Here is a 25,709-nt window from a genome sequence, read left to right on the forward strand (position 1 = left end):
TCTCGGGTGGCGTCGGTCATAGACAGCGACCGGCGCGGCGCGAAGGGTGGAGCGCGACGGAAGGAGCGCCGCACCTTGGAACGTACGGTCTCGGCGGCTGACGCCACGCTCACGCCCCCCGAGACGGGCGCGCCGCTTCTGGACGGCATGCCGCGTCAGCGCACGGCGCCGCCGCCGTCGCGCCCCGGCTGCGCTCCCGGTGCCGTGGACGGCACCGCGCCTGGCATCGCTGCTGCCGAGCCCCACGCGGGCGCCGTTCACTTTCGGCTACGCCGCCGTGTTGCTGGTGACCTCACTGTTCGCCCAGTTCGCCGACCCGTCGCTGGTGATCGCCCTGTATCAGGGATCCAGCACGGACGTCGCGCATCTGATGCGCAGTCCGGCGGTGGTGCTGCTGACCAGCGCGCTGTGGATCGCGGGCGGGATGATGTCGTACTACACGCTCGTCTTCCTGGTCGTGCTGACGGCGCTGGAGCGGCGGATAGGCGGTGCCCGCACGGCCGTCGTCTTCCTGCTCGGGCATGTTCTCGCGACGCTGGGCACCGAGGTCCCGGTCGGCCTCGCGGTCCTGGCGGGCCATCTGCCGGACAGTTCGCTGCACCGCCTCGACTACGGCATCAGTTTCGGCGTGGCGGCGAGCGTGGGCGCGCTGACGGGATTGCTGCGGCCGTGGCTGCGCTGGACCGTGCTGATCGTGTTCGCCGCGCTACTCCTCCAGGACCTGGCCGAGTTCACGGATCCGCTGAGCGACTGGGGCCATCTGATGGCGCTGGCGGTCGGCATCGCGACCTGGCCGCTGGTACGGCGCTGGGCCCGGACCGGAGCCGAGGTCACCCCGGCGCCGGCTCGGTGACTCCGGCCTCCGCCCCGCGGTTCCGCTGCCGGAAGCCACCCACGCAGCACGGTCGGAGGTGCCGCCCGCGAAAGCCGCCCGGCCGCTCGCGGTGATGCGTCCCGCCCTCTGCGGGATCTGCCCCCGAGTCGCTCCGCCGCTGGTCACGGTACTCGCACCGACTGATCGCCGAGAGCGAACAAGGGTCGGGGAACAATCGAATCCTCTCGTGCATTGAGTCTGCACAGCTCAACTTGACTGCCGAAGGGGAGATCATGGCTTCGACGTCCACACCGCTCACCCTGCCTGTGCTGCCGCTCGACGGCGAGGTTGTGCTGCCCGGCATGGTGGTCCCGCTGGACCTGAGCGACTCCGAGGTGCGCGCGGCGGTGGAGGCCGCCCAGGCGGCCGCCCGTTCCGAGCCCGGAAAGCCCAGGGTCCTGCTCGTTCCACGCATCGACGGCACCTACGCCGCCACCGGTGTCCTCGGCAGCGTCGAGCAGGTCGGCCGGCTCGCGGACGGCGACCCGGGCGCCCTCATCCGCGGCCTGGGACGGGTGAAGATCGGTGCGGGCACCACCGGGCCCGGCGCGGCGCTCTGGGTCGAGGGAACACGCATCGACGAGACGGTTCCCGACCCGCTGCCCGGCCACGTCGCCGAACTCGTCAAGGAGTACAAGGCCCTCGCCGCCAGCTGGCTGAAGAAGCGCGGCGCCTGGCAGGTCGTCGACCGCGTCCAGGCCATCGACGACGTATCCGCGCTCGCCGACAACTCGGGCTACTCGCCCTTCCTCACCACCGAGCAGAAGGTGGAACTCCTGGAGACCACCGACCCGGTGGCCCGGCTGAAGCTCGCCACCCAGCAGCTCCGCGACCACCTCGCCGAGCAGGAGGTCGCCGAGTCCATCGCCAAGGACGTCCAGGAGGGCGTCGACAAGCAGCAGCGCGAGTTCCTGCTGCGCCGCCAGCTGGAAGCCGTCCGCAAGGAGCTGCGCGAGCTGGGCGGCGACACCCAGGGGGGTGAGGAGTCCGACGACTACCGCGCCCGCGTGGAGGCCGCCGACCTGCCCGAGAAGGTCCGTGAGGCCGCCCTCAAGGAGGTCGACAAGCTCGAGCGCACCAGCGACCAGTCCCCCGAGGGCTCCTGGATCCGCACCTGGCTCGACACCGTGCTCGAGATGCCCTGGAACGAGCGCACCGAGGACGCGTACGACATCCGCGGCGCCAGGGCCGTCCTGGACGCCGAGCACGCGGGGCTGGAGGACGTGAAGGAGCGCATCACCGAGTACCTCGCGGTGCGCAAGCGGCGCGCCGACCGGGGCCTCGGCGTCGTGGGCGGCCGCCGCGGCGGCGCCGTGCTGGCGCTCGTCGGCCCGCCCGGCGTCGGCAAGACCAGCCTCGGCGAGTCCGTCGCGCACGCCATGGGCCGCAAGTTCGTCCGCGTCGCCCTCGGCGGCGTCCGCGACGAGGCCGAGGTCCGCGGCCACCGCCGTACGTACGTCGGCGCCCTGCCCGGCCGTATCGTGCGCGCCATCAAGGAGGCCGGTTCCATGAACCCGGTCGTCCTGCTGGACGAGATCGACAAGGTCGGCTCCGACTTCCGCGGCGACCCGGCCGCGGCCTTGCTCGAGGTACTGGACCCGGCGCAGAACCACACCTTCCGCGACCACTACCTGGAGGTCGAACTCGACCTGTCGGACGTGGTGTTCCTCGCCACGGCGAACGTCCTGGAGGCCATCCCGGAGGCGCTCGCCGACCGCATGGACATCGTCCGCCTGGACGGCTACACCGAGGACGAGAAGGTCGTCATCGCCCGTGACCACCTGCTCCCGCGCCAGCTGGAGCGGGCCGGCCTGAACAAGGACGAGGTCACGATCGACGAGGCCGCGCTGCGCAAGCTCGCCGGCGAGTACACCCGCGAGGCGGGCGTGCGCACCCTGGAGCGGTCCATCGCGCGGCTGCTGCGCAAGGTCACGGCACAGCACGAACTCGGCGAGCGGGAGCTGCCGTTCACCGTCCGGGACGAGGACCTGCGCGGGCTGCTGGGGCGCCCGCACCACGTGCCCGAGTCCGCTCAGGACCCGGCCGAGCGGCGCACCGCGGTCCCCGGTGTGGCGACCGGCCTCGCGGTCACCGGCGCGGGCGGGGACGTCCTCTACGTCGAGGCGTCGCTGGCCGACCCGGAGACGGGCGCGGCGGGCCTGACCCTGACCGGTCAGCTCGGCGACGTGATGAAGGAGTCCGCGCAGATCGCGCTGAGCTTCCTGCGCTCCCACGGCGCCGAACTGGAACTGCCCGTCGGCGACCTGAAGGACCGGGGCGTGCACATCCACTTCCCGGCGGGCGCGGTCCCCAAGGACGGCCCGAGCGCGGGCATCACGATGACGACCGCGCTGGCCTCGCTGCTGTCGGGCCGGTTGGTCCGTACGGACGTGGCGATGACCGGTGAGGTCTCGCTGACCGGCCGGGTCCTGCCGATCGGCGGGGTGAAGCAGAAGCTGCTCGCCGCGCACCGGGCGGGGGTCACCACGGTGATCATCCCCAAGCGCAACGAGCCCGACCTGGACGACGTCCCGGCGGAGGTGCTGGACAAGCTCGACGTCCACGCCGTCACGGACGTCCGCCAGGTCCTGGAGCTGGCGCTCGCGCCCGCCACAAGCGACGCGACGCCGGAGGTTCCGGTGGCGGCGTGACGGACGCCGCCGGATGAGGGAAGGCCCGGGTTTCGTGAGGGAGGCCCGGGCCTTCGCCATGGACCGGTGCTGCCGTTGGTCTACGCCTGCGAAATACTGACGGAGCTGCGGCGACGGCGACCTTCGGCGGAGACTTTCGAGGAACGGGATACCGGATCAGGTGACTGACGTGCACGAGGACGGAAACGGCGAGCGGCGTCCGGTGGACCCCGGCGCGTCGGCGGAGGGCGCGGACCGGTCCGGTGGCGCGAACCAGGAGTTCCTGGCGCTCGAGCGCGAGCTGACCGTGTTCCTGCGGCGCGCCCGCGCCAACGCCGGACAGATGGCCCGGGAGGTCCACCCGGACCTGGAGTCCGCCGCGTACGGGCTCCTCGTACGGCTGGACGAGAGCGGCCGCCAGCGCGCCACGGAACTCGCCGCCTACATCGGTGTCGGCAAGGCCACGATGTCCCGCCAGCTGCGCGCCCTGGAGGAGCTGGGTCTGGTCGCCCGGGAGCCCGACCCGGCCGACGGCCGTGCCTGGCTCGTGCATCTCACGGAGGAGGGCCACCGGCGTGTCGGCCACGTCCGCGAGGCCCGCCGCGCCCGCTATGTGCGCCAGCTCGCCCACTGGGACCCGCGCGAGGTGGCTGAACTGGCTCGGCTCCTGCACCAGTTGAACCTGGGCATGGACAAGCAGTAGCCGTACGGTGGCAGGAGCCCGACCAGGGCGACGGCCCTACGGGGCGGGAACTCGCCATGGCGGGAGCCCTACGGCTCCACGTACACCACCGTCGCGTCGTCGTGCGTCTTGCTGCGGCCGAGGTACGCCCGTTCCGCACGGTCGGCGCTCTCCAGTGCCCGTACGCGCTCCACCAGCGCCGCCGCTCCCTCCTTGCGGACGACTGCGAACAGATCCGTCCAGTCGCCCTGGCGGAACTTCTCCGTCCAGCGCGTCGCCCCGTCCGTCAGGCCCACCAGGGCGCGCACCCGCCCGCGCGGCAGTTCCCCGGTGACCGCTCGGGCCGCGACCGAGGGGTCCGCGGCCGCCGTGAAGAAGCCGCCCTCCTTGTTGCGGACCCTCGCGTCCACCAGCGCGTCCGTGGCCAGCGCCGCGCGCGGGAGGCGGGCGAGGCGGTCGTCCAGGAGGACGGTGACCGTGCCGTCGGGGGCCTCGACGAGGAGCGCCGAGTCCGACAGCACGAGGTACTCCACCGCTGCCTCGGACCAGCGGGCGAGGACCACGGTCGCCTGGGGCGTCCGCGGGTGAGAAAGGTCACAAGTGGAGCCATGGGTGTCGGCGGTGCGGAGAACGGCCTCCGCGAGGATCTCCGACAGTGTCAGATCCCGGTGGGAAACGGACAGTTCGGTCAGCAGGCCGCCCAGGCGCGCGCAGAACCAGGAGACGGAATGCAGACAGCCGTCGTCGCCGGCCGGCGGGGTCACCCCGTCCAGGACGACCAGCGCCCCGCCCTGTCCTGAAGCCGGAAGCGCGAGCGCGGCGAAGTCCTCGTTCGGGTGAGTCGCATCGCCGGGTTCGGACGTCAGCTCAATACGCATCCAGCCAGTCTGCACGAGGCCTTCACAAGGTCCACGAAAGGCCGTCAACGGTCGCCGAATCGATGCGAGCGCGCAGGTCAGCCGCCTGGTTTGGTACGGAATAATCGCTTCCGGTGGAGCGTGGTGGCGAATATTGCCAAAGTGCGCCGCCGACGTCCAACCGGCCCACCGCGCAAGGCCTCCGCACGCGCCAGAGGAACTTGCCCGCCAACTCCCCACCGATGTTCACTCCTTCGGGTGGCGGGTCAGGCGAAGCGAGACCTCTGCCCACCGGCACTGGGAGGGTCGGAAGCCGTCGTACCGGGTCGGCATTCCCGTTGACGGAACGTCACCCCGGGCCCATGGGTACACGAGTGAGGAAGTGCGAGCACCGGTGCAGAAGACGCGGCCTCGGAGCACAGGCAAGCAGACGGCCCCCGCGCAGGGGGCCTCGTCCGAGTCCGCGGGCCACGGCCGCGCCGCCCATGTGCGCAACCGGCTGATCGTCGCCGTCGCCGTGGTCGCCGCCGCCATCGCCGGGGCCGGGGCGCCGAGCGTCGTCGCCGCCTCCGGGCAGTTGCACGACTCCCAGAACCTGGTCACGCTCGCCGAGCAGACCCAGGACGCGCTCGTCCTCGCCCACTCGCTGGCCGACGAACGGGACGAGGTCACCTCGTACGTGGCCGCCGGGCGCCCCGGGTCGAAGGCGCCCGCAGAGCAGCAGCAGGCCCGTGTCGACCGGGAGATCGAGGACCTGCGCGCCAACCCGGACCTCTCCGTCGGCCTGCGCAGGGACCTCGACGACGTGGCCGCGGTGCGGCGAGCAGCGCTCACCGGGAAGAGCACCGCTCTCCAGGCGCATCAGGCGTACTCCGCCGCCATCACCGAGCTGCACGCGCTCGCCGAGCAGCTGGCCGATCGGATGCCGCCGCGCGCCGGCTCCGGCGCCCACTCCCTCGCCGAGCTCGACACCGCCGTGCAGCAGGCCGCCGCCGCCCGCGGGCTGCTCCTCGCGGCCCTGAACATCCCGAGCACCACCCGGACCGTCATCAGCCCGGTCACCGGACTGCCGACCACCGTCAACACCTCCTCGGCCGCCGACACCAAGCAGCGCGACGCGCTCACCGCCGCCGCCCAGCAGGCCGCCGTCCGCTCCGACGCGGCGATCGCCGGCTTCCGCGACACCGCGCCCGCCGCGGCCAAGTCCTCCTACGACTCCACGGTGACCGGCCCCGAGGTCTCCTCCGCCGAGAAGTACCTCGCCTCCCTCACCGACCAGCCCACCCTCTCCGACAGCGACCTCGGCCTGAGCACCAAGAAGGTCGACGCCGCCCTCTCCGCCCGCGTCGACCTCATGCGCGGCGTCGAGTCCTCCCTCTACGAGGCCCGCAGCAAGGACCTCGCCCGGCTGCGCGACGACGACGTCACGGCGCTGGAGATCCGCATCGCCGTCCTCGGCGCCATCCTGCTGGCAGCCGTCGGCATCGCCATGGCCATGGCCCGCAGTCTCACCCGCCCGCTCGCCGTGCTCCGCCTGGGCACCGCGCGCGTGGCCGCCGACCCGGCCGGCGAGGAGCCGGTGAAGTTCACGGGCCGCAACGACGAGTTCGCGCAGGTCGTCCGCTCCGTCAACGCCCTGCACGCGCACGCGGTCGCCCTCCAGGAGCGCCTTTCGACCCTGGAGGCCGACCGCAGGCACCTCGTCGGCCAGCGGCAGACCATGGCCGACGAGCGCGAGAGGCTGCGCGCCGAACTCGCCCAGGCCGCTGCCCACCTGCAGCAGGTTCGCCACAGCATCCACTCCACCTTCGTCAACCTCGCCCTGCGCACCCTCGGCCTGGTCGAGCGCCAGCTGACCGTCATCGAGGGCCTGGAGGAGCGGGAGCAGGACCCGGAGCGGCTGTCCACGCTGTTCAAGCTCGACCACTTCGCCACGGTCATGCGCCGCCACAGCGAGAACCTCCTCGTCCTGGCCGGCGCCGAGCACGTCCAGCAGCACGCCGGACCGGTGCCGCTCGTCGACGTGGTGCGCGCCGCGGTCAGCGAGATCGAGCGCTACGAGCGCGTCCGTATCGCCGCGCTGCCCCCGCACGCGCACGTCGCCGGGTTCGCCGCCGACGACCTGTCGCACCTGGTCGCCGAACTCCTGGAGAACGCCACCTCCTTCTCGCCGCCCGACGTCCCCGTCGAAATCTCCGGCTGGCTCCTGGAGAGCGGCGAGGTGATGCTCTCCGTGCAGGACGAGGGCATCGGCATGGCCGCCGACCGGTTGAGCCGGCTCAACGCCCGGCTCGCCGACTTCGACCCGGAGGACTCCTACGACCAGGAGAGCGGCGAGGGCCTCGGGCTCGGCCTGTACGTGGTGGCCCGCCTCGCCCACCGGCACGGCGTGCGGGTGCAGTTGCGGGAGCAGAAGCAGGGCGGCATCGCGGCCGTCGTGGTCCTGCCGAAGCCGCTGCTCGTCCAGGCGCCGGCCGCGGCCGTACCCGCCGGGGCCCCGGTGGCCGGGGGCGCGCACTCCTTCTCGCTGCCCGGCGCGGACGCGGAGGTCAACTCCAACGTCCTCAGCGGTCGTGCGCGGCTCGCGCCGGGGAGGCCCGAGGGCGACGAGGACCCCCTGATCGCGGCGGCGGAGGAGGCCGTACGGGAGCGGGAGGAGAGCGAGCAGCGGCAGGAGCCCGCCCACGGAGAGGAATCCGTACGGGACGACTGGGACGCCACGCGCGCCGAACCAGTACGCGAGCCCGCCGCCCCGGAGCCCGCCGCCGAGCCCGAGTTCGGTCCCGAGACCACGATGGAGCTGTTCCTTCCATCGCCCCGCGTGGAGCCGTCGCCCCGGGCGCAGGAGCCCGGCCCGACCGCCGACATCCCCGCCCAGGCGTCCGCCGACCCCTATGCCATCGGTCCGGAGAGCCACGAGCGCACCGTGGACGAGGGCGAGCCGGGGCCCGCCGCGCAGGCGCCCCGCACCACGGCCACCGAGCCGCCCGCGCCGGAGGCACCTCAGGAGCCCGCGGGGCCCCAGGAGCCCGAGGAGCCTCAGGAGCCCGAGACCCCCCGGCTCACCGCCAAGGGGCTCCCCAAGCGCACCCCCAAGATCTCCACGCCCGCTCCGGCCCCACGGCCGCGTGCCGGCGGTGTGGACGCCGAGGCGCTGCGCCGCAGGCTCGGCGGGTTCCACCGGGGAGCCAAGGAGGGCTTCCGCCACGTCGAGGCGGAGATCGCCGAGCGGACGGGGGAGACCAAGGCACCCGGGCACCGGCCCACGGCTCCACCTCAGCACGCGACACCCGGCACCGCACAGGACGTTGAATCATCGGGGGGCACAGTCGAGGAGGCAAGCAGTTGACCGCGTCCAGTACCTTCGGACTGAGCAGTGAAGCCCGCAACCTGCACTGGCTGCTGACCAACCTGGTGGAGGAGGTGCCCGGCATCCTGTCGGTCGCGGTGGTCTCCTCCGACGGCCTGCTCCTGCTCTCGTCCGACCCGGGCCGCGTTGCGGAAGCCCGCGCGGGCCGTGACGCAAGGCCCAGCGGCCCCAAGGGGTCCGCCGCCGACCTCGCCACGATCGTCTCCGGCATCGGCAGCCTCACCATCGGCGCCGCCAAGCTGATGGACGCCGGCCGGGTCAAGCACACGATGGTCGCGATGGACGAGGGCAGCCTGTTCGTCATGTCCATCAGCGACGGCTCGCTGCTCGGCGTGCACGGCTCCGCGGACTGCGACATGAGCGTGGTGGCGTACCACATGGCGCTCTTCGTGGGTCGCGCCGGACACGTCCTGACCCCCGAACTCCGCAGCGAGCTGCGCAGGTCCCTCGAGGCCGAGTCGGCAGGGAGCGCCCGATGAGCGGCACACAGAAGAAACTTCCCGTCCGCGGCGGCGAGCGCAAACCCGCCCGCGTACGCCCCTACTCCCTGACCGGGGGCCGCACCCGCTTCGGCCACGTCCTGCTCGTCGAGACCTTCGTCGCCGCGCTGGACGCCCCCGAGGAGCGGCGGGAACTGACGAATGGTTCACTGTCCACCCGCGTGATGCCGGAGATGCGGGCCATCGTCGAACTGTGCCGCCGTATGCGCACGGTGGCGGAGATCGCGGCACTGCTGAAGATGCCGCTCGGGGTGGTCCGCGTGCTCCTGAGCGACCTCGCGGACCAGGGAAAGATCCGTGTGTACGGAACCGGTCACGGCACGGGACAGCCGGACCGCGCTCTGCTGGAAAGGGTGCTGAGTGGACTCCGTCGTCTCTGACGCCGCCCCGGGCGTCGACCGACTCGTCGAGCCGGACGAGGAACTGAAGGCCTGGCAGACGGACCGTACGCGCGCTCCGATAGCCACGAAGATCGTGGTGGCGGGCGGCTTCGGCGTCGGCAAGACCACCCTGGTGAGCGCCGTCTCGGAGATCACGCCCCTGCAGACCGAGGCGCTGATGACCGAGGCCAGTGAGGAGACCGACGACCTCACCGGCACCCCGGACAAGCTCACCACCACCGTGGCCATGGACTTCGGCCGCATCACGCTCGACGACGACCTGGTGCTGTACCTCTTCGGCACGCCGGGCCAGCAGCGGTTCTGGTTCATGTGGGACGACCTGGTGCGCGGCGCGATCGGGGCGGTCGTCATGGCCGACACCCGCCGGCTCGCGGACTGCTTCCCGGCGCTCGACTACTTCGAGAGCAGCGGCCTGCCGTACATGGTCGCCGTCAACCACTTCGACGGCAGCGAGCGGTTCGAACCCGAGGATGTGCGCGAGGCCCTCACCATTCCCGCACACATACCTGTCATGATCATGGACGCGCGCCGCCGGATCTCGGTGATCGAGACCCTCCTGGTCCTGGTGGGCCACGCGCTGGACGTCACCCCCGAGTAGTCCCCCGGCAGTGAGCGAGCCGAAGGGGCGCGCCGGTGTCGAGGGACCGAACGCGCGGAGGCCCGGAGGGCTGAGCACGATCGGGCCCTCGACACCGGCTTCAGCGCCCCGGAGGCGAACGAGCCAAAAGATAGGGAGCACCACCCGCATGCGGAAGATACTCGTCGTCGGAGCCGGTCAGTCCGGACTCCAGCTCGCCCTCGGCCTCCAGTCGCACGGCTACGAGGTCACCCTGATGTCCAACCGGACCGCGGACGAGATCCGTACCGGCCGGGTCATGTCGACGCAGTGCATGTTCGACACGGCGCTGCAGTACGAGCGCGACCTGAAGCTGAACTTCTGGGAGTCCCAGGCCCCGAAGATCGAAGGACTGGGCGTGTCCGTCGCCGCTCCCGGCTCGTTCGACCCGGGCCCGTCGCAGCGCGCGATCGACTGGGTGGCGAAGCTCGACGGGTACGCGCAGTCGGTCGACCAGCGGCTGAAGATGGCCGGCTGGATGGAGACGTTCGCGCAGCGCGGCGGCCAGCTCGTCATCCACGGCGCCGCGGTCTCCGACCTCGACTACTTCTCCCGCACGTACGACCTGGTGCTGGTGTCGGCAGGCAAGGGCGAGCTGGTGTCGATGTTCGCCCGGGACCCCGAGCGGTCCCCGTACAGCGAGCCGCAGCGCGCGCTCGCCGTGTCGTACGTCCACGGCCTCGGGCCGCGCCCCGAGCACCCGGACTTCGACGCGGTCCGCTGCAACCTGGTCCCGGGCGTCGGCGAGCTGTTCGTCATGCCGACGCTCACCACCTCCGGCCGTGCGGACATCCTGTTCTGGGAGGGCATACCCGGCGGCCCGCTCGACGTCTTCAAGGGCGTCAAAGACCCCGGCGAGCACCTCTCCCTGACCCTGGAACTCATGGAGAAGTTCACTCCCTGGGAGTATGCGCGGGCCACGAAGGTGGAGCTGACCGACGCCGGCGGCACGCTGGCCGGGCGGTACGCGCCCACCGTGCGCAAGCCGATCGGGCGGCTGCCCGGTGGGGGACTGGTGCTCGGCGTCGCCGACGTGGTGGTGGCGAACGACCCGATCACCGGACAGGGCTCCAACTCGGCGTCCAAGTGCGCGGCCGCGTATCTGGCCTCGATCCTCGAACACGGGGACAAGGAATTCGACGAGGCGTGGATGCAGCAGACGTTCGACCGCTACTGGGAGACGGCGCGCCACGTCACCAAGTGGACGAACGCGATGCTGGGCGTGCCGCCGGAGCACGTGCTGAACCTGATCGGGGCGGCGGGGGCCATGCCGCCGGTGGCGCACCGGATCGCCAATGGGTTCAACGACCCCTCGGACTTCGAGAACTTCTTCTACGAGCCGGAGAAGGCCGAGGCCTACCTGGCGTCGGTGGCCGGCGCCTGACCTGACGCCTCCGGGCGCACGGTGCCGGACGTCGTCGGGCCCTCGGCCGTCGGCGTCCGCTCCGCCTCGGGCGCACCGGAGGCCGGGGCCGTCTCCTGGGCCGCCGCGGCCGTCTCCTGCTCGAACCGGGCTAGGGCGGCCAGCCGTTCGGGGGTGAGGGAGGCGAGCCGCTTCTCGATGTCCTTCAGCCGCTGTTCGACGTCGTCCCGGGCCTTCTTCTGCTGGTCGGTGAGGGTGAGCTGGTCGTCCAGCGCCTTACGGGCCGCGCGGGCCAGGGTGTCGGCGCTCCTCTCGGCGTCGGTCAGCTGGTTCACGGTCGCGGCCCGCTCCCGCGTCAACTGGCCGATCAGATGGCCCTCGTCGAGCGCGTGCTGTGGATCGCGGGCGAACAGCAGGCGTACGTACGGGGAGAGGGACGCGCTGCCCTGGTACTGCTGCCGGGCCAGCCGTCCGGCCGCGACGCGACTGCTCCGCAGGTCGAGCCGGGTCCTCGCGAGCTGCCCGTCGAGCCGGGCCACCTCCGCCCGTCGTTGCTTCAGCTTCTCGGTGGTGGCGTCGTAGGCCTCGGTGGCCTGCTCCGCGGCGCGGTAGAGCTGCTGAAGGTCAGTCAGGAGCCGGGCGACGGGCGGGGCGCTCGGCTGGACCGTGGCGGTGGGGGAGGCGTTCGGTTGGGCCGTGGTGGTGGGGGAGGGGTCCGGTTGCGCCGTGTTGCCGGGGGAGGGGTCCGGTCGGCCCGTGGCGCTGGGCAAGGCGTCCGGTTGGGCCGTGGTGGTGGGGGAGGGGTCAGGTTGGGCCGTGTTGCCGGGGGAGGGGTCCGGTCGGCCCGTGGTGGTGGGGGTGGGGTCCGGTTGCGCCGTGTTGCCGGGGGAGGGGTCCGGTCGGCCCGTGGCGCTGGGCAAGGTGTCCGGTTGGGCTGTGTTGCCGGGGGAGGGGTCCGGTTGGGCCGTGGTCGTGGGGACGGGGTCCGGGACGGCGATCGCCGGCGCGGTGGCGAGCAGGACCCACGTGGTCACCGCCGCCGTACCCGCCAGACACAGCAACCTTTCTGACATGTCATCACCTCCGGATGCCGGGTGGTCCCTCCACCTCGCACCGGCAGGATGAGACGGGTGCGGCCCGTGCGCGCGCCGAGTGGTCGGTTCGGCGCAGCGAGGTCACTCGGGGGCGGTGTCCGGGCCGTCTCCCGGCGTGGCGCCTGGCGTCCGGCGCGGTTTCGACCACGGCCACCGCGGACGGCCGCCGGGGTCCCCCTCCGGGTCGTACTCGTACTTCCAGCCCGGGTGGAGACCGAACCTGCCGCTCGGGCCCGCCTGGACGCGACGGTAGACGAGGACGGCGGGCGAGGCGCCGGCCGCGTCCGGGACCGGCACGCGGTACACCTTCGGGGGGTGGCCGGTGACGCCGAGCAGGACGGGCAGGACGCGCCCGTCCAGGGGGCCGCCGACGAACGGGGTGTTTTGGCTCTTCACGGCACCAGTGTCACAGCAGGTGACCGGCGCCGCCGAGCACGGGCAGGACACGCCGGGCCAGGGCGCCGACGGGACCTTCGGCGCTCTCCAGGGCCAGCGCGGAGCGGACCACCTCGGCGGTCTGCGCATCACGTCCCGCGGTGGCCACCAGTCCGGCCACGAACTGCTCCACCAGCCAGTCCCGCAACTCCTCGACCGGGGGCTCCTTGTCCTGGTCGAGCCAGATGAGGGAGGCGGCCTCGACGGAGGTGATCCACATCCGTACGGTCATCCGAAGCCCGGGGCCGGGGTCCTCGACGCCGAGGTGGGTGAGGATGTGCCCGGCCGCCGCCCGGCGCACGCCGTCGACTATGGCGGTGGTGCGGGACGTCTCGACCACGCTGCCGCCCTGGAGCAGGGCGCTGAAACCGGCGTCGTGCCGGGCGACGAAGGCGAGGTAGCGGTCGAGGGCGCGGGCGAGGCGGTGACTGAGCGGGCCCTCGGGGGGTTCGGCGAAGCACTGCCGGAGGTCGTCGGCGGCGGAGCGCAGCGCGGCCTCGTACAGCTGTTGCTTGCCGCCGGGGAAGTAGCGGTAGACGAGGGGGCGGGAGACGCCGGCAGCCTCGGCCACGTCGTCGAGGGAGACCTCCTCGGGGGCGCGGTGCGCGAAGAGGGTGAGCGCGGCGTCGAGGAGTTGCCTGCGGCGTTCTTCCACGCTGAGCCTTCGGTACGCGCGCGTGGGGGCCTCGGAGGTCATGTTCGCAGCGTAATCGTGTTGCCGGGAGGACGAGGCACCCGGAGCTGCAGCGGCCGTGCCCGGGGGCTGCGCCCCGGACCCCCATCGGCCTGAACGGCCTCGTCCTCGCTCTCCCCCCACTCTCGGCTTCGCCCGAGCATGGGGACCCCCACGACGGGCTGAAAACGCCGGCCCGAAGCCGAGACGTACTCATGCCAGCAACCCGGACGACCTCCACAACCGTCGGCCCACACCCCTGAGCACACCGATGTCGTCCAGGAAGTCCGTCAGCCGCTTCGCTCCCGTCTGCATGACCTCCCGGCGGTGGCCGCTCGCCCTCACCTGGGCCATCGCCTCCCGCTTGTCCAGGCCCACGTTCGTGTAGACCTCCGGGTTCACGAAGGCCACCGAGAACACCCGTGCGAACTCGCCGGACGTGATGCGGGTGAACTCCTGCGACCACCGCGGAGCGGTCAGCATCTGGCGGCGCAGTTCCTCACGGGCGTAGCGGACGTGGCGGGCCTCCTCGACCACGTGGATACGGGTGACCCCGCGGATCAGCGGCTGCACCCGCTCGTCGGGGAACGTCAGCCGCTGCATCCAGTCCAGGACCTCCTCGCCCAGCAGGGTGGCCGTGAACGAGCCCGGCGTGGTCGAGATCGTCTTGAAGACGCGGCCCAGGTTCTGGTGCGCCCGGCTCACCGGGTACCACGGCGTGTCGCCGTGCGCGATCAGCCGGGCGAACATCTTCGAGTGCCGGCACTCGTCCTCGATCTCGGTCAGCGCATACCGCACGTGCGCGCTCGTCGCCGCCTTGTCGTAGATGTGCCGGACCAGCAGCTGCATCAGGATGATCTCGAACCAGATGCCCAGCGAGGCGAGCGCCGCGGCCTCGTGCTGGGAGAGCCGTATCCGCTGCTCCTGGCTCATCCGCCGCCACAGCGGTGTGTCGTACAGCGACACCAGCTCCGGGGGCCAGAACCACTTTCCTTCCTCGTAGGGCGCGTCCCAGTCCAGTTCCTCGTCCGGGTCGAAGGAGTGTTTGGCGGAGGAGGCGAGAAGCCGCTCCGCCACCTGCTCCCGGTCCTTGAGCAGTCCGAGCGCGTCGCGCAGCACGTCTGCTTCGGTCACGGTCGTCATCGCTGTGCCCACCACCTCGTCGTACGGGTCGGCTGTTACCCGCGGTCACGGTCTTATGAGACTGCTTGTCAGCAACGACGTCAATCCCTTGCGTTCCACTTGTTGACGCCGCGTCTACCTCGTGTGAGCGTGTGCTCATGCCGACGTTTGAGCTGTACGCCAAGGAGCCGGAGGAACCCCTCTGGCAGGTGCCCGCGAGTGGCGCTGCCCGCTTCAGCTGGGAGTACGACGACGGGCGCGACCGGCTGCTGGCCCTGTACCAGAAGGGCAAGGACAAGCAGTGGGACGGGCAGAAGCGGATCGACTGGGACCTGGAGGTCGACCCGTACGACCCGCTCGGCACCCCCGACGAGGCGATGACCCTCTACGGGACGCCGTACTGGGCGAAGATGACCGACAAGGACAAGGGCGAACTGCGCAAACACTACGCCTCCTGGCAGTTCAGCCAGTTCCTGCACGGCGAGCAGGGTGCGATGATCTGCGCGGCGCGGATCGTGGAGTCCGTCCCCGACCTCGACGCCAAGTTCTACTCGGCGACCCAGACCATGGACGAGGCGCGGCACGCGGAGATCTACGGCCGCTTCCTGCACGAGAAGATCGGGATGCTCTACCCGATCAACGACAACCTGCAGGCACTGCTCGGAGACACCCTGCGGGACAGCCGCTGGGACATGCCGTACCTCGGCATGCAGGTCCTCATCGAGGGCCTGGCGCTCGCCGCCTTCGGCATGATCCGCGACACGACCGACAAGCCGCTGCCCAAGCAGATCCTTGCGTACGTCATGCAGGACGAGGCCCGGCACGTGGCGTTCGGCCGCATGGCGCTGCGGGACTACTACAAGCAGCTCACGGACGCCGAACTGCGCGAACGCGAGGAGTTCGTCATCGAGGGCTGCTACCTGATGCGGGACCGGCTGCGCGGGGTGGAGGTGCTGGAGAACTTCGGCATCCCCAAGGCCGAGGCGGAGGCGTACAGCGAGAACTCCGAGTTCCTTCAGCTGTTCCGGCAGTTGCTGTTCAGCCGCATCGTCCCGTGCGTGAAGGACATCGGCCTGTGGGGCAAGCGCCTCCAGCAGGCCTACGTCGACATGGGCGTCTTCGAGATGGGCGACTCGAATCTGGACCTGCTGATGGCGCAGGACGAGGAGATCGCCGAGAAGCTGGATGCGGAGCGATTCGCGGCGGAGGAGAAGGAACGGGTCGCCGAGGTGGAGGAGGCGATCGAGGAGGGTCAGCGCCTCGGCGGCTGATCACTCGATCGACGGGCGAATCGGCATATTCCCCTGGGTACGCTGGCTCTGCCAGGCAGACTCCGCCGCATGGGAGCAATCATGAGCGCCGCACGTGACTACGGTCTGGACGACGACTACGAGTGGGCTCGTCCGCCGGAGGGTGGCTGGACGGCGGACGACCTCGACAAGCTTCCCAATCTTCCTCCGCACACGGAGCTGATCGACGGGAGTCTTGTCTTCGTGAGTCCGCAGACCGCTTTCCACTCGCGTGCCACGCGCTTGCTGGAGCACACCCTGCTGGCCCAGGTGCCGGTCGAGCTTGACGTCATCCGGGAGATGACCATCAAGCTCGACAAGCGCAATCGACCGGAGCCCGACGTACTGGTTTTCCGTGCGGACGCCGATGCCGGTCCTCGGCAGACCTGGTACCGGCCGGAAGACATCGTCATCGCTGTCGAGGTCGTCTCGGAGGACTCGGAAGACCGGGACCGGGAGGTGAAACCGCGGAAGTACGCGCGGGCGGGCATCCCGCACTACTGGCGCGTCGAAGAGAACAAGGGTCTTCCGGTGGTGTACGTCTACGAACTCGACCCCGCAACCCAGGTCTACGGCCTGACCGGCATCTTCCACGACAAGCTGGAACTGACCGTCCCCTTCCCTCTCACCATCGACCTCACCGCCATCAACCGCCGCCCACCGGTCGCGCCTCCCCCGGAGGGAACGACGTCCGCAGGGTGAACGCGTAGTCCGTCGGCCCGTGCGCGCGGAGGTGAAGCAGCCGCTCCTCCGCCTCCGCCACCGTCGGGCGGTGGCCCGCCCGGACCCACCACAGCGCCGTGAACGCCTCCTCGAGCCGCTCGAACCACTCCCGGCGCCGCGCCAGCATCTCCCGGTGCCGGCCCTGGTACATGAATGCCGTCAGGGCGTTCGTGTCCCGCCACATCGACATGTTGATGATCAGCCACTCGTCACCGAGGACGGGGATGTCCGTGGCGTTGCCCGAGTCGCTCTGCAGCCGCCACACGAAACCGTCGGCCGCGTCCGCCGTCGCGTTCACCGGGTCCAGGGCCTCCACGAAGTCCTTCAACTGCGGTGAGTCCAGCGGGGCCTTGAGACGGGCGATGTTGACCTCGGCGAGTTCGTAGGTGGTCGTCATGACCGAACGGTAGGTCGGCCGGGCCGCCGGACGACAGTCCCCGTCTCAGCACCTGGACTCAACCCCTGCCGTGCGGCCGGGAGTTGAGCACCGCCTCCATGACCGCCTTGGCGATCGGCGCCGCGTCCCCGCCCCCGCTGACCTCCCCCTGCCGGCCCGCGTCCTCCACCACCACCGCGACCGCCACCGCCGGCTCGAGCGCGTCGTCCGCCTGTGCCCAGGAGATGAACCAGGCGTACGGCTTCCCGGAGTTGTCGACGCCATGCTGGGCCGTGCCCGTCTTGCCGCCCACTCGGGCGCCGGGGATCGCCGCGTTACGACCCGTTCCCTCCTGCACCACGTCCGTCATCATCTCCCGCAGCTGTTCCGCGGTGGCGGCGCTCATCGCCCGGTGCAGGGTGCGGGGCGTGGCCGTGGCGACCGTCTCGCCGTCCTTGGTCGTCGTCCGCTCCACCAGGTACGGCGCTTTCACATCGCCTCCGCAGGCCACGGTCGCCGCGACCATCGCCATCTGCAGCGGCGTCGCCCGGGTCTCGAACTGCCCGATCGAGGACAGCGCCAGCTGGGAGGCGTCCAGCTTCGGGTCGAACGTGCTCGGCGCCACCGCGAACGGCACCCTCAGCCTCCGCTCGTTGAACCCGAAGTTCGCCGCCGTGCCCGTCATGGTCTGCAGCCCCACCTCCCCGCCCAGCTTGGCGAACACCGTGTTGCACGACCAGGTGAAGGCGTACCGCAGCGACGCGTCCTCGCAGCCCTCGGTCTCGTTGGCCAGCTCGGTCGTCGTGCCGGGCAGCCGGTAGGGGTCGGGGGAGTCCGTCGGCGCGTCGAGGTCCGTCACCACCCCCGCCTCGAGGGCCGCCGCGGCCGTGACCACCTTGAACGTCGAACCGGGCGGATACGTCTGCCGGATCGCCCGGTCGAGCATCGGCCGCGCCGCGTCCCCGTTCAGCTTCTTCCAGGCCCGGGCCACGGACGGCGACGTCCCGGACAGCTCCCCGGGGTCGTACGACGGCGTCGATACCAGCGCCAGGATCCGCCCCGTCGTCGGCTCGACCGCGGCGACCGCGCCCGCGCGCCCGGCCAGCCCCTGGTACGCCGCCCGCTGCGCCGCCCCGTTGAGCGTGGTGACGACATGGCCGCCGGGGATGCGCTTCCTCAGAACGCCGTTCCACAGGGGGAACGGATCGAGCAGCGGGTCGGTGCCCGACAGCAGCGCGTCCTCGGTGTGCTCCAGCAGCGTCGTCCCGTACACCTGGGAGGCGAAGCCGGTGACCGGCGCGTACAGCGGCCCGTCGGTGTAGGTGCGGGTGTGGCGGAACATGCCGCCCGTGTCCCGGGACCCGGTCACGGGGCGGCCGTCGACCAGGATGTCGCCGCGGGGGCTGCCGTACCTGGCGATCATCTGCCGGCGGTTGGCGGGGTTGTCCTCGTAGCGGGCGGACTCGAGGATCTGCACCCGGGTGGCGTTCGCCAGCAGGGCGATCAGCAGCACCGCGCACAGGGCCGCCGCCCGGCGGATGTACCTGCTCACGGCGCGGCCGTCCTGTCGTACTGGCTGCGGGCCGAGTCGCTGATCCGGGTCAGCAGCGCCACGATGATCCAGTTGGTCACGAGCGACGAGCCGCCCTGCGCCAGAAACGGCATCGCCATGCCCGTCAGCGGGATCAGGCCCGTCACCCCGCCCGCGATCACGAACACCTGGAGCGCCACGATCGACGCGAGCCCCACGGCGAGCAGCCGCCCGAACGGGTCCCGCAGCGCCAGCCCCGCCCGGTAGCCGCGCTCCACCAGCAGCGCGTAGAGCAGGAACAGCGCGCACAGGCCGGTGAAGCCCAGTTCCTCGCCCGCCGTCGCCAGGATGAAGTCCGACTTCACGGCGAAGCCGATCAGCACCGAGTGGCCGAGGCCGAGCCCGGTGCCGAGCGCGCCGCCGGCGGCGAACGCGAACAGCGACTGGGCGAGCTGGCCCGCGCCCTGGCCCGCCTCGATCGACGCGAAGGGGTGCAGCCAGTCCTCGACCCTGGCGTGCACGTGCGGCTCCAGCCGGCCCACGGCGAACGCGCCCACCATCGCGAGCAGCAGACCGACCGCGATCCAGCCGGTGCGGCCCGTGGCGACGTACAGCAGCACCACGAACAGCCCGAAGAACAGCAGCGAGGTGCCGAGGTCGCGCTCCAGGACGAGGACGCCGACGCTCAGCAGCCAGATCGCCACCACCGGGCCGAGGACCCGCCCGGTGGGCAGCTGAAGCCGCCACACCTTGCGGCCCGTGAAGGCCAGCGCCTGCCGGTTGGCGGCCAGGTACCCGGCGTAGAAGAGCGCGAGCAGCAGCTTCGCGAACTCGCCCGGCTGGATGGAGAACCCGGCGACCCTGAGCCAGATCCGGGCGCCGTTCACCGCCGGGAAGAAGATCGGCAGGGTGAGCAGGGCGAGCGCGGCGCCCCCGCACAGATAGGTGTAGCGCTGGAGCACCCGGTGGTGGCGCAACAGCAGGACGACGGCGATGAACAGCGCGACGCCGAGCGTCGACCAGGCCAGCTGGGTGGGGGCCGCCCGGTGGCTCGGGGTCTCCAGATCGAGGCGGTAGATCAGTACCAGGCCCACGCCGTTGAGCAGCACCGCGATGGGCAGCAGCAGGGGATCGGCGTACGGGGCGCGCAGCCGTACCGCGCAGTGCGCGAGCAGCGCGAGCGCGCCCAGCCCGGCGCCGTAGCGGAGCGCGCCGGGCGGGAGGGTGCCGTGCCGGGCGAGGCCGACGGCGCAGTAGCCGTACACCGACAGCAGCACGGCGAGGACGATCAGGCCGAACTCGGTTCCCCGGCGCCGGGGCAGGCGCAGCGCGGGGGCGGGGGCGTCCGCCGGCGTCACGGTCCTCGCTCCTGGCGTTCCGGGCGGGATCATGTGCGGAACGTAGCAAGCGGTAAGCGGTATGTCCTGTTATGCCGGGGCAATCAGCCCGTTCCGGTACTCATTGGCGTCTCGGGGAGGGAGAGCGTGGCCATGGCCCCGCCGTCCGGCGCGTTGGCGAACTCCAGCCGGGCGCCCAGCACCTCCGCCTGCCCGCGCGCGATCGTCAGTCCGAGGCCGTGCCCCTTCGCGCTGCCCTCGGTGCGGAACCGCTGCGGCCCGTGTGCCAGCAGGTACTCCGGATAACCGTCCCCGTGGTCCCGGACGGTGACCCGCGCACCGTCGACCGTCAGCACGACCGGGCCCCGCCCGTGCCGGTGCGCGTTCGCCAGCAGGTTGCCGAGCACCCGCTCCAGCCGCCGCCGGTCGGTCGCCACGCACACGTCCCGCACCACCCGGACCTCGGCCGGGGTGCCGGAGGCCCGCACCACCCGCTGCGCCAGCGGCGCGAGCCGCTCCTCGGCCAGCTCCAGGCGTTCGCCGCCCGCGTCCAGGCGGGAGATCTCCAGCAGGTCCTCGGTGAGCGTGCGCAGCGCCGCCACCCGGTCCCGCACCAGCTCGGTCGGCCGCCCGGGCGGCAGCAGCTCGGCCGCCGCGTGCAGCCCGGTCAGCGGGGTGCGCAGTTCATGCGCCACGTCCGCGGTGAACCGCTGCTCGCTCAGCAGCTTGCCCTGCAGCGTGGCCGCCATCGTGTCCAGGGCGCCCGCGACCGCGGCCACTTCGTCCTGGGGGCGCGCCGGATTCCTCGCGCGCCGGTCGTTCACGCGCGCGTCGAGGTCGCCCGCGCTGATCCGCCGGGCCACCTGCGCGGTCGCCTGCAGCCGCCGGGTCACCCGGGTCACCGCGAACGCTCCCACGCACAGCGTCGCGCCGCTCGCCAGCGCCGAGGACCACACGATCGCCTCGTCCAGGGCGTCGATGATGCGGGCGCCCTGCGCGTAGTCGACCTGCACGGCCAGCGCCCGGCCGCCGTCGGCCGGGCCCGCCGCCCACATCGTGGGCTGCGGATCCTGGGTCCCGACCATCGTGCCGCGGTACCCGTCCGCCGCCAGTTCCCGCAGCGGCGCCGGCAGTCCCGGCGGGTCGACACCCGCGCCGTGCGGCAGCCGGTCGCCCGCCTCGTAGGCCTGCGTCACCTCCGTCAGCCGGGCCAGTGCCCGGCCGCGGGCCTCACCGACGGTCCGGTCGGTGACCTGGACATGGACGAGCACGCCGAGCAGCGCGGCCAGACCACAGCACATGACGGTGATGAAGGCGGCCGCCTTCCAGGTCAGCGTGCCGGTCCAGCGCGGCAGCCGGCCGAGCGTGCGACAACCACGTCCCAGGGGCCTCATCGGGCGCTCTCCGAGGGGACGGGGACGGCCGAGGGGGAGACGGACGGGACGGACGAGGCCGGGGGAGAGGCGGACGGGGCCGGCGCGACCGGCCGGCGTGGGGGCGCGGTGCCCACCCGCACGATCTCGTCCCGGGTCGCCAGCATCGCGTGCTGGTGCGGATCCCAGGTCCACTCTGTGCGGAACTCGTAGCCCGGCAGCGTCGACGGCGAGCGGATGATCACGGTGCCGCCCGCCAGCTCCACGTTGATCACGCTGTCCGAGGTGCCCATGACCTGCACCAGCCGGTGGTGCTCGACGGTGTACACGCGCACCGCCAGCTGATCGTCCGGGAAGCGGATGCCGAGCACCATGTCGTCCTTGCCGTCGCCGGTGAGGTCGCGGTAGTACGCCCGCAGGACCGGGCACCGCCGCCCCTGCGGGCCCGCCGCGCCGCAGTCCTTCAGCCGCTCGCGGGTCTCCGCGTACACGGCGTGCGGGCCGGAGTAGGCGTCCGGGTGCGCGGCGACCTCGGCGCGCACGACGTCCAGGGGGTCCACCCGGCGGATGTCATCACCCGGAACGGTGATGCCCTTGACGGTCTCGGTGACCGCCTCGCCGTAGTCCAGGGCGGGTGTGGAGGCGGGCGGCAGGTGGGGCCACAGCCGCACCGGGCCGACGGCGGTGGCGGTCGGGCCCGCAGCCCGCAGGGCACCGGAGTCACCGCAGCCCACCAGCACCAGGGCGGCCACGGCGACACCGAGGGCCACGCGCACGGGGCGACCGCGTCGTGCCGGGCCCACGCGGCGGCTGCGGAACGCCGTGCCGGCGCGACGGCTGGGGAACACGGGGCATCCGTCCTTTTTGCTCACCTGATGACCGGTTGTTCGCTCTAGGGTCGGCCAGTGAGGTTACTCCGCGAGTTCCTCCAGGAGGCGGGCGGTGTCCAGGCCCGCCCGCAGGTACTCCACGAACAGCTCGTTGTGCAGCGCCCAGGGCCCGCGTCGGGCGCGGATCATGCGGATCGCCTCCTCGGCGGTGTGCCCGGCCCGCACCAGGGCATGCGCGACGACCAGCCCCGAACGGTTGTACCCGTGGTAGCACCGCACGAGCACCCGGCGCCCGTCCTCCAGCGCGTCGTCGGCGGCCTGCGCCAGCCGCATCACACCCGCGAGCTGCGTCCCGTCCAGCGGGCCGTCCGGGATCGGCCACACATGGTGCTCGACCCCGTCGTCAGGCCCGTGCCCGGGCAGCCGCAACAAGGTCAGCACCAGATCGAACTCATCCCGTACGACGGCGAACTCCCGCTCCCCGGAGAGCCCCCTGAACTCGTGGCCGCCCATCCACAGACCGGGCACGATCTCGCTCCACGGGCTCTCGGGAGCCGGAACATCGGGTTGCTTTCTGCGGGTCCGCAACGGCGCCTCCCACCGAGTCCCCAACTGCTCACAAAGGTAGCCGGGTTCTTGCACCCGGAGCACCCCGCCTGTTCCCATGGTCGAGGGGTGATGGTGCATGGACGGACTGCGCGTCGTACCGACCTGGCGGCACGGACAGGAACGCCTGTACGTGTGCGGCACCGACGGGCGGAACATCGCCTGGTACGACCGGGAGACCGGCCGGGTCAACCTGCTGAGCGAGGACCTGCGTGAGGACGTGCTCGATGCGCTCGGCCCGTTCGTGACGGGCCCGGTGACGATCGGGCCGCCCCCCGTGCCCACCCCCGCCGAACTGGCCCGGCTCTCCCTCCACCCGGACGACGACCTGGCGCCGAACCGACCCGGTGAGGCCCTGCTGATCGCCCTCGACCGCGACCCGGCCCCCACCCACCGGCTGCGCCCGGACCCACGGCGCCGGGCGCTCGAGGCCGAGCAGGCGGTCGGTGACGCGCTGGACGGGCTGGAGGGCGCGGGCTGGCGAACCCTGCACTCGGTGCCGCTGCCCGGTGGCGACCGCATCCACCACCTGGCGATCGGCCCCGGCGGCCTGTTCGCGGTGTGCTCCCTCTACGCCCGCAGGCAGCGGGTCCTCGTCGCCGACCCGATGGTGACGGTGGGCCGTCAGGAGGCGCGGCCGCTGCTGCGCCAGGTGAGCGCCGACGCGGACCGGGCGTCGTACGCGCTGACGGCCGAGGTCCACCCGGTCCTGATCGTCACCGAGCCCGGCCGCCTGGAGATCACGGCGCCGCTGCGCAAGATCCGCGTCCTGAAGGACACGGACGTGCCCGCCCTGGCCCGCTTGGGCGGCATGCTGAAGCCCGCGGACGTGGAGGCGCTGCACGCGATGGCACGGGACAGGCACACGTGGTCCCGGGTGTGACCGGAAGGCGGCGACACACCGCAGGGGTCCGGGGCCGTGGAACCGCCTGCTCTCAGGGCAACGGAACCGCTCGCTCTCACGGCAGCGGAACCGCTTGATCGGAATCGCAGAGCGCGGCCATGAGGTCCCCGTACGCCTGCAACCGGGGAGCGACGTCCGGGGCGCGGAAGACGAGACTGCCGGGCGAGGCACAGTCCCCCACCTCCTCCCACGTGACCGGCGCCGACACGGTGGGCTCCGCCCGGGCGCGCAGTGTGTACGGCGTGGCGGTGGTCTTGCGCGCCGCGTTCTGGCTCCAGTCCACGAAGACCTTTCCGGGCCGCAGACTGCGGGTCATACGGTGGACGACCAGGCGGGGCATCGCCTTCTCCGCCTCCACGGCGAGCTGCCGGGCGTATTCCGCCGTCCGCTCTGAAGGCGTCGGTGCGACGGTGGCGAGCAGATGCAACCCCTTGGAGCCGGACGTCTTCGCGTACGCCTCGATCCCGTCCGCCGCCAGCCGCTCCCGCAGCCACAGGGCGACCTCGCAGCACTCGACGATCGTGGCCGGCGCTCCCGGGTCGAAGTCGAAGACCAGCCGGTCAGCGATGTCGGGCGTGTCGATGCGCCACTGCGGGGTGTGGAACTCGGTGACGAGGTTCGCCGCCCACATGAGGCTTGCCAAATCCTGGATCAGCACCATGCGGGCCGCACCCTCCGTACGCGGCACCTCGGCCGTGGTGACCCAGTCGGGCGTACCCGGCGGCACGTTCTTGGCGAAGAACAGCTGTCCGTCCGGCCCGTCCGGATAGCGCAGGAAGGACAGCGGGCGGTCGCGGAGGTGGGGCAGCAGGGCGCCGGCGGTGGTCGCGTAATAGTGCAGCAGCTCGCCCTTGGTGAAGCCGGTCGCGGGATGGAGCACCTTCTCCAGGTTGCTGAGCGCCAGCCGGCGGCCCTCCACCTCTGTGATCGGCGTCATACGATGAGAATGCCACGAGAACCCCATGAAATCGCCCGACCTATCCGGAAAAGGGGCGGAACGTGCGATCCATCTGGAACGGCTCCATCTCGTTCGGCCTGGTGAGCATCCCCATCAAGCTGATGAACGCCACCGAGAACCACGCGATCTCCTTCCGTCAGATCCATCTGGAGGACGGCGGCCGGATCCGGTACCGCAAGTTCTGCGAGCTGGAGGACCGCGAGGTGGCTCAGGCGGAGATCGGCAAGGGGTACGAGGACGCGGACGGCTCGGTCATCCCGATCACGGACGAGGACCTCGCGCAGCTGCCCATCCCGACCACCAAGACGATCGAGATCGTGGCGTTCGTCCCGGAGGACCTGATCGACCCGCTCCAGATGGACACGGCGTACTACCTGTGCGCGAACGGCACCCCGGCAGCCAAGCCCTACACGCTGCTGCGGGAGGCGCTCGGGCGCACGGGGAAGGTGGCGATCGCGAAGTTCGCCCTGCGGGGCCGGGAACGGCTCGGGATGCTGCGCGCGGTCGGCGACGTCCTCGCCATGCACGCCCTGCTGTGGCCCGATGAGATCCGCGCACCGGAGGGCGTGGCACCGGAGGGGAACATCACGGTCCGGGACAAGGAACTGGACCTGGCGGACGCCCTGATGGACACGCTGGGGGAGGTGGACCTGGACGAGCTGCACGACGAGTACCGCGAGGCGGTGGAGGACCTGATCGCGGCGAAGGCGGAGGGCAAGGAACCGCCGACGGCGCCGGCGCCCGAGGGCGGCAAGGTGCTCGACCTGATGGCGGCGCTGGAGAAGAGCGTGCGGGTGGCCAAGGAGGCGCGGGGCGCGGGCGAGCAGGGGGCGCAGCAGAGGGCCGAGGTCACACGGTTGCCGCAGCGGAAGGCGGCGCGTGCGGAGCCGAAGGAGACCGGCGGGAAGAAGAGGGCGCCGGCGACGAAGAAGACGGCGGCGAAGCCGGGGACCACGGCGAACAGGACGGCGGCCAAGCAGACCACGGCCAAGCAGACCGCGACCGAGCAGACCACGACCGAGCAAAGCGCGACCAAGAAGACGGCAGCCAAGAAGACTGCGGCGAAGAAGACGCCGGCGAAGAAGACAGCGGCGAAGAAGGCGACCGCGAAGGGGGCTTAGGGAGATGTCGTGCCAGGCCCCGCTAGCCCGGCATGATCCGAACG

Annotated in this window: 24 protein-coding genes; 12 read left to right on the top strand and 12 right to left on the bottom strand. The window is 71.8% G+C overall.

The window, feature by feature from the left end; translation table 11 throughout:
* Nucleotides 1–199: 199 nt before the first annotated feature.
* From N8I84_RS26640 to N8I84_RS26650, 3 genes are all read left to right on the top strand, one after another.
* On the top strand, nt 200–853 hold the full coding sequence (locus tag N8I84_RS26640; RefSeq protein ID WP_313884289.1) for a rhomboid-like protein: 654 nt from the start codon (nt 200–202) through the stop codon (nt 851–853).
* A gap of 254 nt (nt 854–1,107) precedes the next feature.
* On the top strand, nt 1,108–3,525 hold the full coding sequence (gene lon, locus N8I84_RS26645) for an endopeptidase La (protein WP_263232021.1): 2,418 nt from the start codon (nt 1,108–1,110) through the stop codon (nt 3,523–3,525).
* A 169-nt stretch (nt 3,526–3,694) separates the two neighbouring features.
* On the top strand, nt 3,695–4,207 hold the full coding sequence (locus N8I84_RS26650; RefSeq protein WP_390898948.1) for a MarR family winged helix-turn-helix transcriptional regulator: 513 nt from the start codon (nt 3,695–3,697) through the stop codon (nt 4,205–4,207).
* Between the two features lie 68 nt (nt 4,208–4,275).
* Here N8I84_RS26650 and N8I84_RS26655 read toward each other — a convergent pair whose 3' ends face one another.
* Nucleotides 4,276–5,064: a protein phosphatase 2C domain-containing protein gene (locus tag N8I84_RS26655; RefSeq protein WP_263232022.1), complete on the bottom strand. Its 789-nt coding sequence runs from the start codon at nt 5,062–5,064 to the stop codon at nt 4,276–4,278.
* 373 nt (nt 5,065–5,437) lie between these two features.
* On the opposite strand from N8I84_RS26655, the gene N8I84_RS26660 reads away from it, so the two are divergent.
* The 5 genes from N8I84_RS26660 (at nt 5,438) to N8I84_RS26680 (ending at nt 11,314) form a co-directional block, all read left to right on the top strand.
* Nucleotides 5,438–8,392 carry a sensor histidine kinase gene (locus tag N8I84_RS26660; protein WP_263232023.1) on the top strand — a complete coding sequence of 985 codons (2,955 nt, stop codon included), beginning with the start codon at nt 5,438–5,440 and terminating at the stop codon, nt 8,390–8,392.
* Nucleotides 8,389–8,892: a roadblock/LC7 domain-containing protein gene (locus N8I84_RS26665; protein ID WP_263232024.1), complete on the top strand. Its 504-nt coding sequence runs from the start codon at nt 8,389–8,391 to the stop codon at nt 8,890–8,892. Before N8I84_RS26660 ends, N8I84_RS26665 begins: the two co-directional genes overlap by 4 nt.
* Nucleotides 8,889–9,293 (top strand): DUF742 domain-containing protein, encoded by a 405-nt coding sequence (locus N8I84_RS26670; RefSeq protein WP_200419282.1) that lies wholly within the window; start codon nt 8,889–8,891, stop codon nt 9,291–9,293. The genes N8I84_RS26665 and N8I84_RS26670 overlap by 4 nt, the downstream gene beginning before the upstream one ends.
* A complete protein-coding gene (locus tag N8I84_RS26675) occupies nt 9,274–9,912 on the top strand; it encodes a GTP-binding protein (protein WP_263232025.1) in 639 nt (212 codons plus the stop codon). Before N8I84_RS26670 ends, N8I84_RS26675 begins: the two co-directional genes overlap by 20 nt.
* 148 nt (nt 9,913–10,060) lie before the next feature.
* Complete coding sequence (locus N8I84_RS26680) at nt 10,061–11,314, top strand: styrene monooxygenase/indole monooxygenase family protein (RefSeq protein WP_263232026.1); 1,254 nt, start codon at nt 10,061–10,063, stop codon at nt 11,312–11,314.
* Here the strand turns inward: N8I84_RS26680 and N8I84_RS42790 are convergent.
* The 4 genes from N8I84_RS42790 to N8I84_RS26700 form a co-directional block, all read right to left on the bottom strand.
* Nucleotides 11,287–12,366, bottom strand: coding sequence for a coiled-coil domain-containing protein (locus N8I84_RS42790; RefSeq protein ID WP_313884290.1), 1,080 nt, complete (start codon nt 12,364–12,366; stop codon nt 11,287–11,289). The genes N8I84_RS26680 and N8I84_RS42790 overlap by 28 nt on opposite strands.
* A 102-nt stretch (nt 12,367–12,468) precedes the next feature.
* Nucleotides 12,469–12,783 carry a hypothetical protein gene (locus N8I84_RS26690; protein ID WP_263232027.1) on the bottom strand — a complete coding sequence of 105 codons (315 nt, stop codon included), beginning with the start codon at nt 12,781–12,783 and terminating at the stop codon, nt 12,469–12,471.
* A 10-nt stretch (nt 12,784–12,793) separates the two neighbouring features.
* A complete protein-coding gene (locus N8I84_RS26695) occupies nt 12,794–13,519 on the bottom strand; it encodes a TetR/AcrR family transcriptional regulator (protein WP_263232028.1) in 726 nt (241 codons plus the stop codon).
* A 189-nt stretch (nt 13,520–13,708) separates the two neighbouring features.
* Nucleotides 13,709–14,638, bottom strand: coding sequence for an AurF N-oxygenase family protein (locus N8I84_RS26700; RefSeq protein ID WP_263232029.1), 930 nt, complete (start codon nt 14,636–14,638; stop codon nt 13,709–13,711).
* Between the two features lie 137 nt (nt 14,639–14,775).
* Between N8I84_RS26700 and N8I84_RS26705 the strand changes: the two genes are divergently transcribed.
* Nucleotides 14,776–15,888 (top strand): ferritin-like domain-containing protein, encoded by a 1,113-nt coding sequence (locus N8I84_RS26705; RefSeq protein WP_263232030.1) that lies wholly within the window; start codon nt 14,776–14,778, stop codon nt 15,886–15,888.
* A gap of 81 nt (nt 15,889–15,969) precedes the next feature.
* Entirely contained in the window at nt 15,970–16,608 is a 639-nt protein-coding gene (locus tag N8I84_RS26710; protein WP_263232031.1) for a Uma2 family endonuclease, read from the top strand.
* Here N8I84_RS26710 and N8I84_RS26715 read toward each other — a convergent pair.
* From N8I84_RS26715 to N8I84_RS26740, 6 genes are all read right to left on the bottom strand, one after another.
* A complete protein-coding gene (locus tag N8I84_RS26715) occupies nt 16,553–17,026 on the bottom strand; it encodes a DUF3291 domain-containing protein (RefSeq protein WP_263232032.1) in 474 nt (157 codons plus the stop codon). The genes N8I84_RS26710 and N8I84_RS26715 overlap by 56 nt on opposite strands.
* A gap of 58 nt (nt 17,027–17,084) precedes the next feature.
* Entirely contained in the window at nt 17,085–18,557 is a 1,473-nt protein-coding gene (locus N8I84_RS26720; protein WP_263232033.1) for a penicillin-binding transpeptidase domain-containing protein, read from the bottom strand.
* Nucleotides 18,554–19,927 carry an FtsW/RodA/SpoVE family cell cycle protein gene (locus tag N8I84_RS26725; protein ID WP_263232034.1) on the bottom strand — a complete coding sequence of 458 codons (1,374 nt, stop codon included), beginning with the start codon at nt 19,925–19,927 and terminating at the stop codon, nt 18,554–18,556. The genes N8I84_RS26720 and N8I84_RS26725 overlap by 4 nt, the downstream gene beginning before the upstream one ends.
* A 50-nt stretch (nt 19,928–19,977) precedes the next feature.
* Complete coding sequence (locus tag N8I84_RS26730) at nt 19,978–21,267, bottom strand: sensor histidine kinase (protein WP_263232035.1); 1,290 nt, start codon at nt 21,265–21,267, stop codon at nt 19,978–19,980.
* Nucleotides 21,264–22,094: a hypothetical protein gene (locus N8I84_RS26735; protein WP_313884291.1), complete on the bottom strand. Its 831-nt coding sequence runs from the start codon at nt 22,092–22,094 to the stop codon at nt 21,264–21,266. Before N8I84_RS26735 ends, N8I84_RS26730 begins: the two co-directional genes overlap by 4 nt.
* Nucleotides 22,095–22,157: 63 nt before the next feature.
* Nucleotides 22,158–22,664: a protein-tyrosine phosphatase family protein gene (locus N8I84_RS26740; RefSeq protein WP_263232036.1), complete on the bottom strand. Its 507-nt coding sequence runs from the start codon at nt 22,662–22,664 to the stop codon at nt 22,158–22,160.
* A gap of 97 nt (nt 22,665–22,761) precedes the next feature.
* Here N8I84_RS26740 and N8I84_RS26745 point away from each other — a divergent pair, with 97 nt between their 5' ends.
* The gene (locus N8I84_RS26745; protein WP_263232037.1) at nt 22,762–23,565 is read left to right on the top strand and encodes a nuclease-related domain-containing protein; all 804 of its coding nucleotides are present in this window, start codon (nt 22,762–22,764) and stop codon (nt 23,563–23,565) included.
* A 76-nt stretch (nt 23,566–23,641) separates the two neighbouring features.
* On the opposite strand, the gene ligD is transcribed toward N8I84_RS26745, so the two are convergent.
* The gene (gene ligD, locus N8I84_RS26750; RefSeq protein WP_263232038.1) at nt 23,642–24,523 is read right to left on the bottom strand and encodes a non-homologous end-joining DNA ligase; all 882 of its coding nucleotides are present in this window, start codon (nt 24,521–24,523) and stop codon (nt 23,642–23,644) included.
* Nucleotides 24,524–24,585: 62 nt separating this feature from the next.
* Between ligD and ku the strand changes: the two genes are divergently transcribed.
* Nucleotides 24,586–25,665, top strand: a complete 1,080-nt coding sequence (gene ku, locus N8I84_RS26755; RefSeq protein WP_263232039.1) for a non-homologous end joining protein Ku — start codon at nt 24,586–24,588, stop codon at nt 25,663–25,665.
* The last annotated feature ends 44 nt before the right edge of the window (nt 25,666–25,709 follow it).

Origin of the sequence: Streptomyces cynarae, from assembly GCF_025642135.1 — a bacterium.
In the GTDB taxonomy this organism is placed as follows: domain Bacteria; phylum Actinomycetota; class Actinomycetes; order Streptomycetales; family Streptomycetaceae; genus Streptomyces; species Streptomyces cynarae.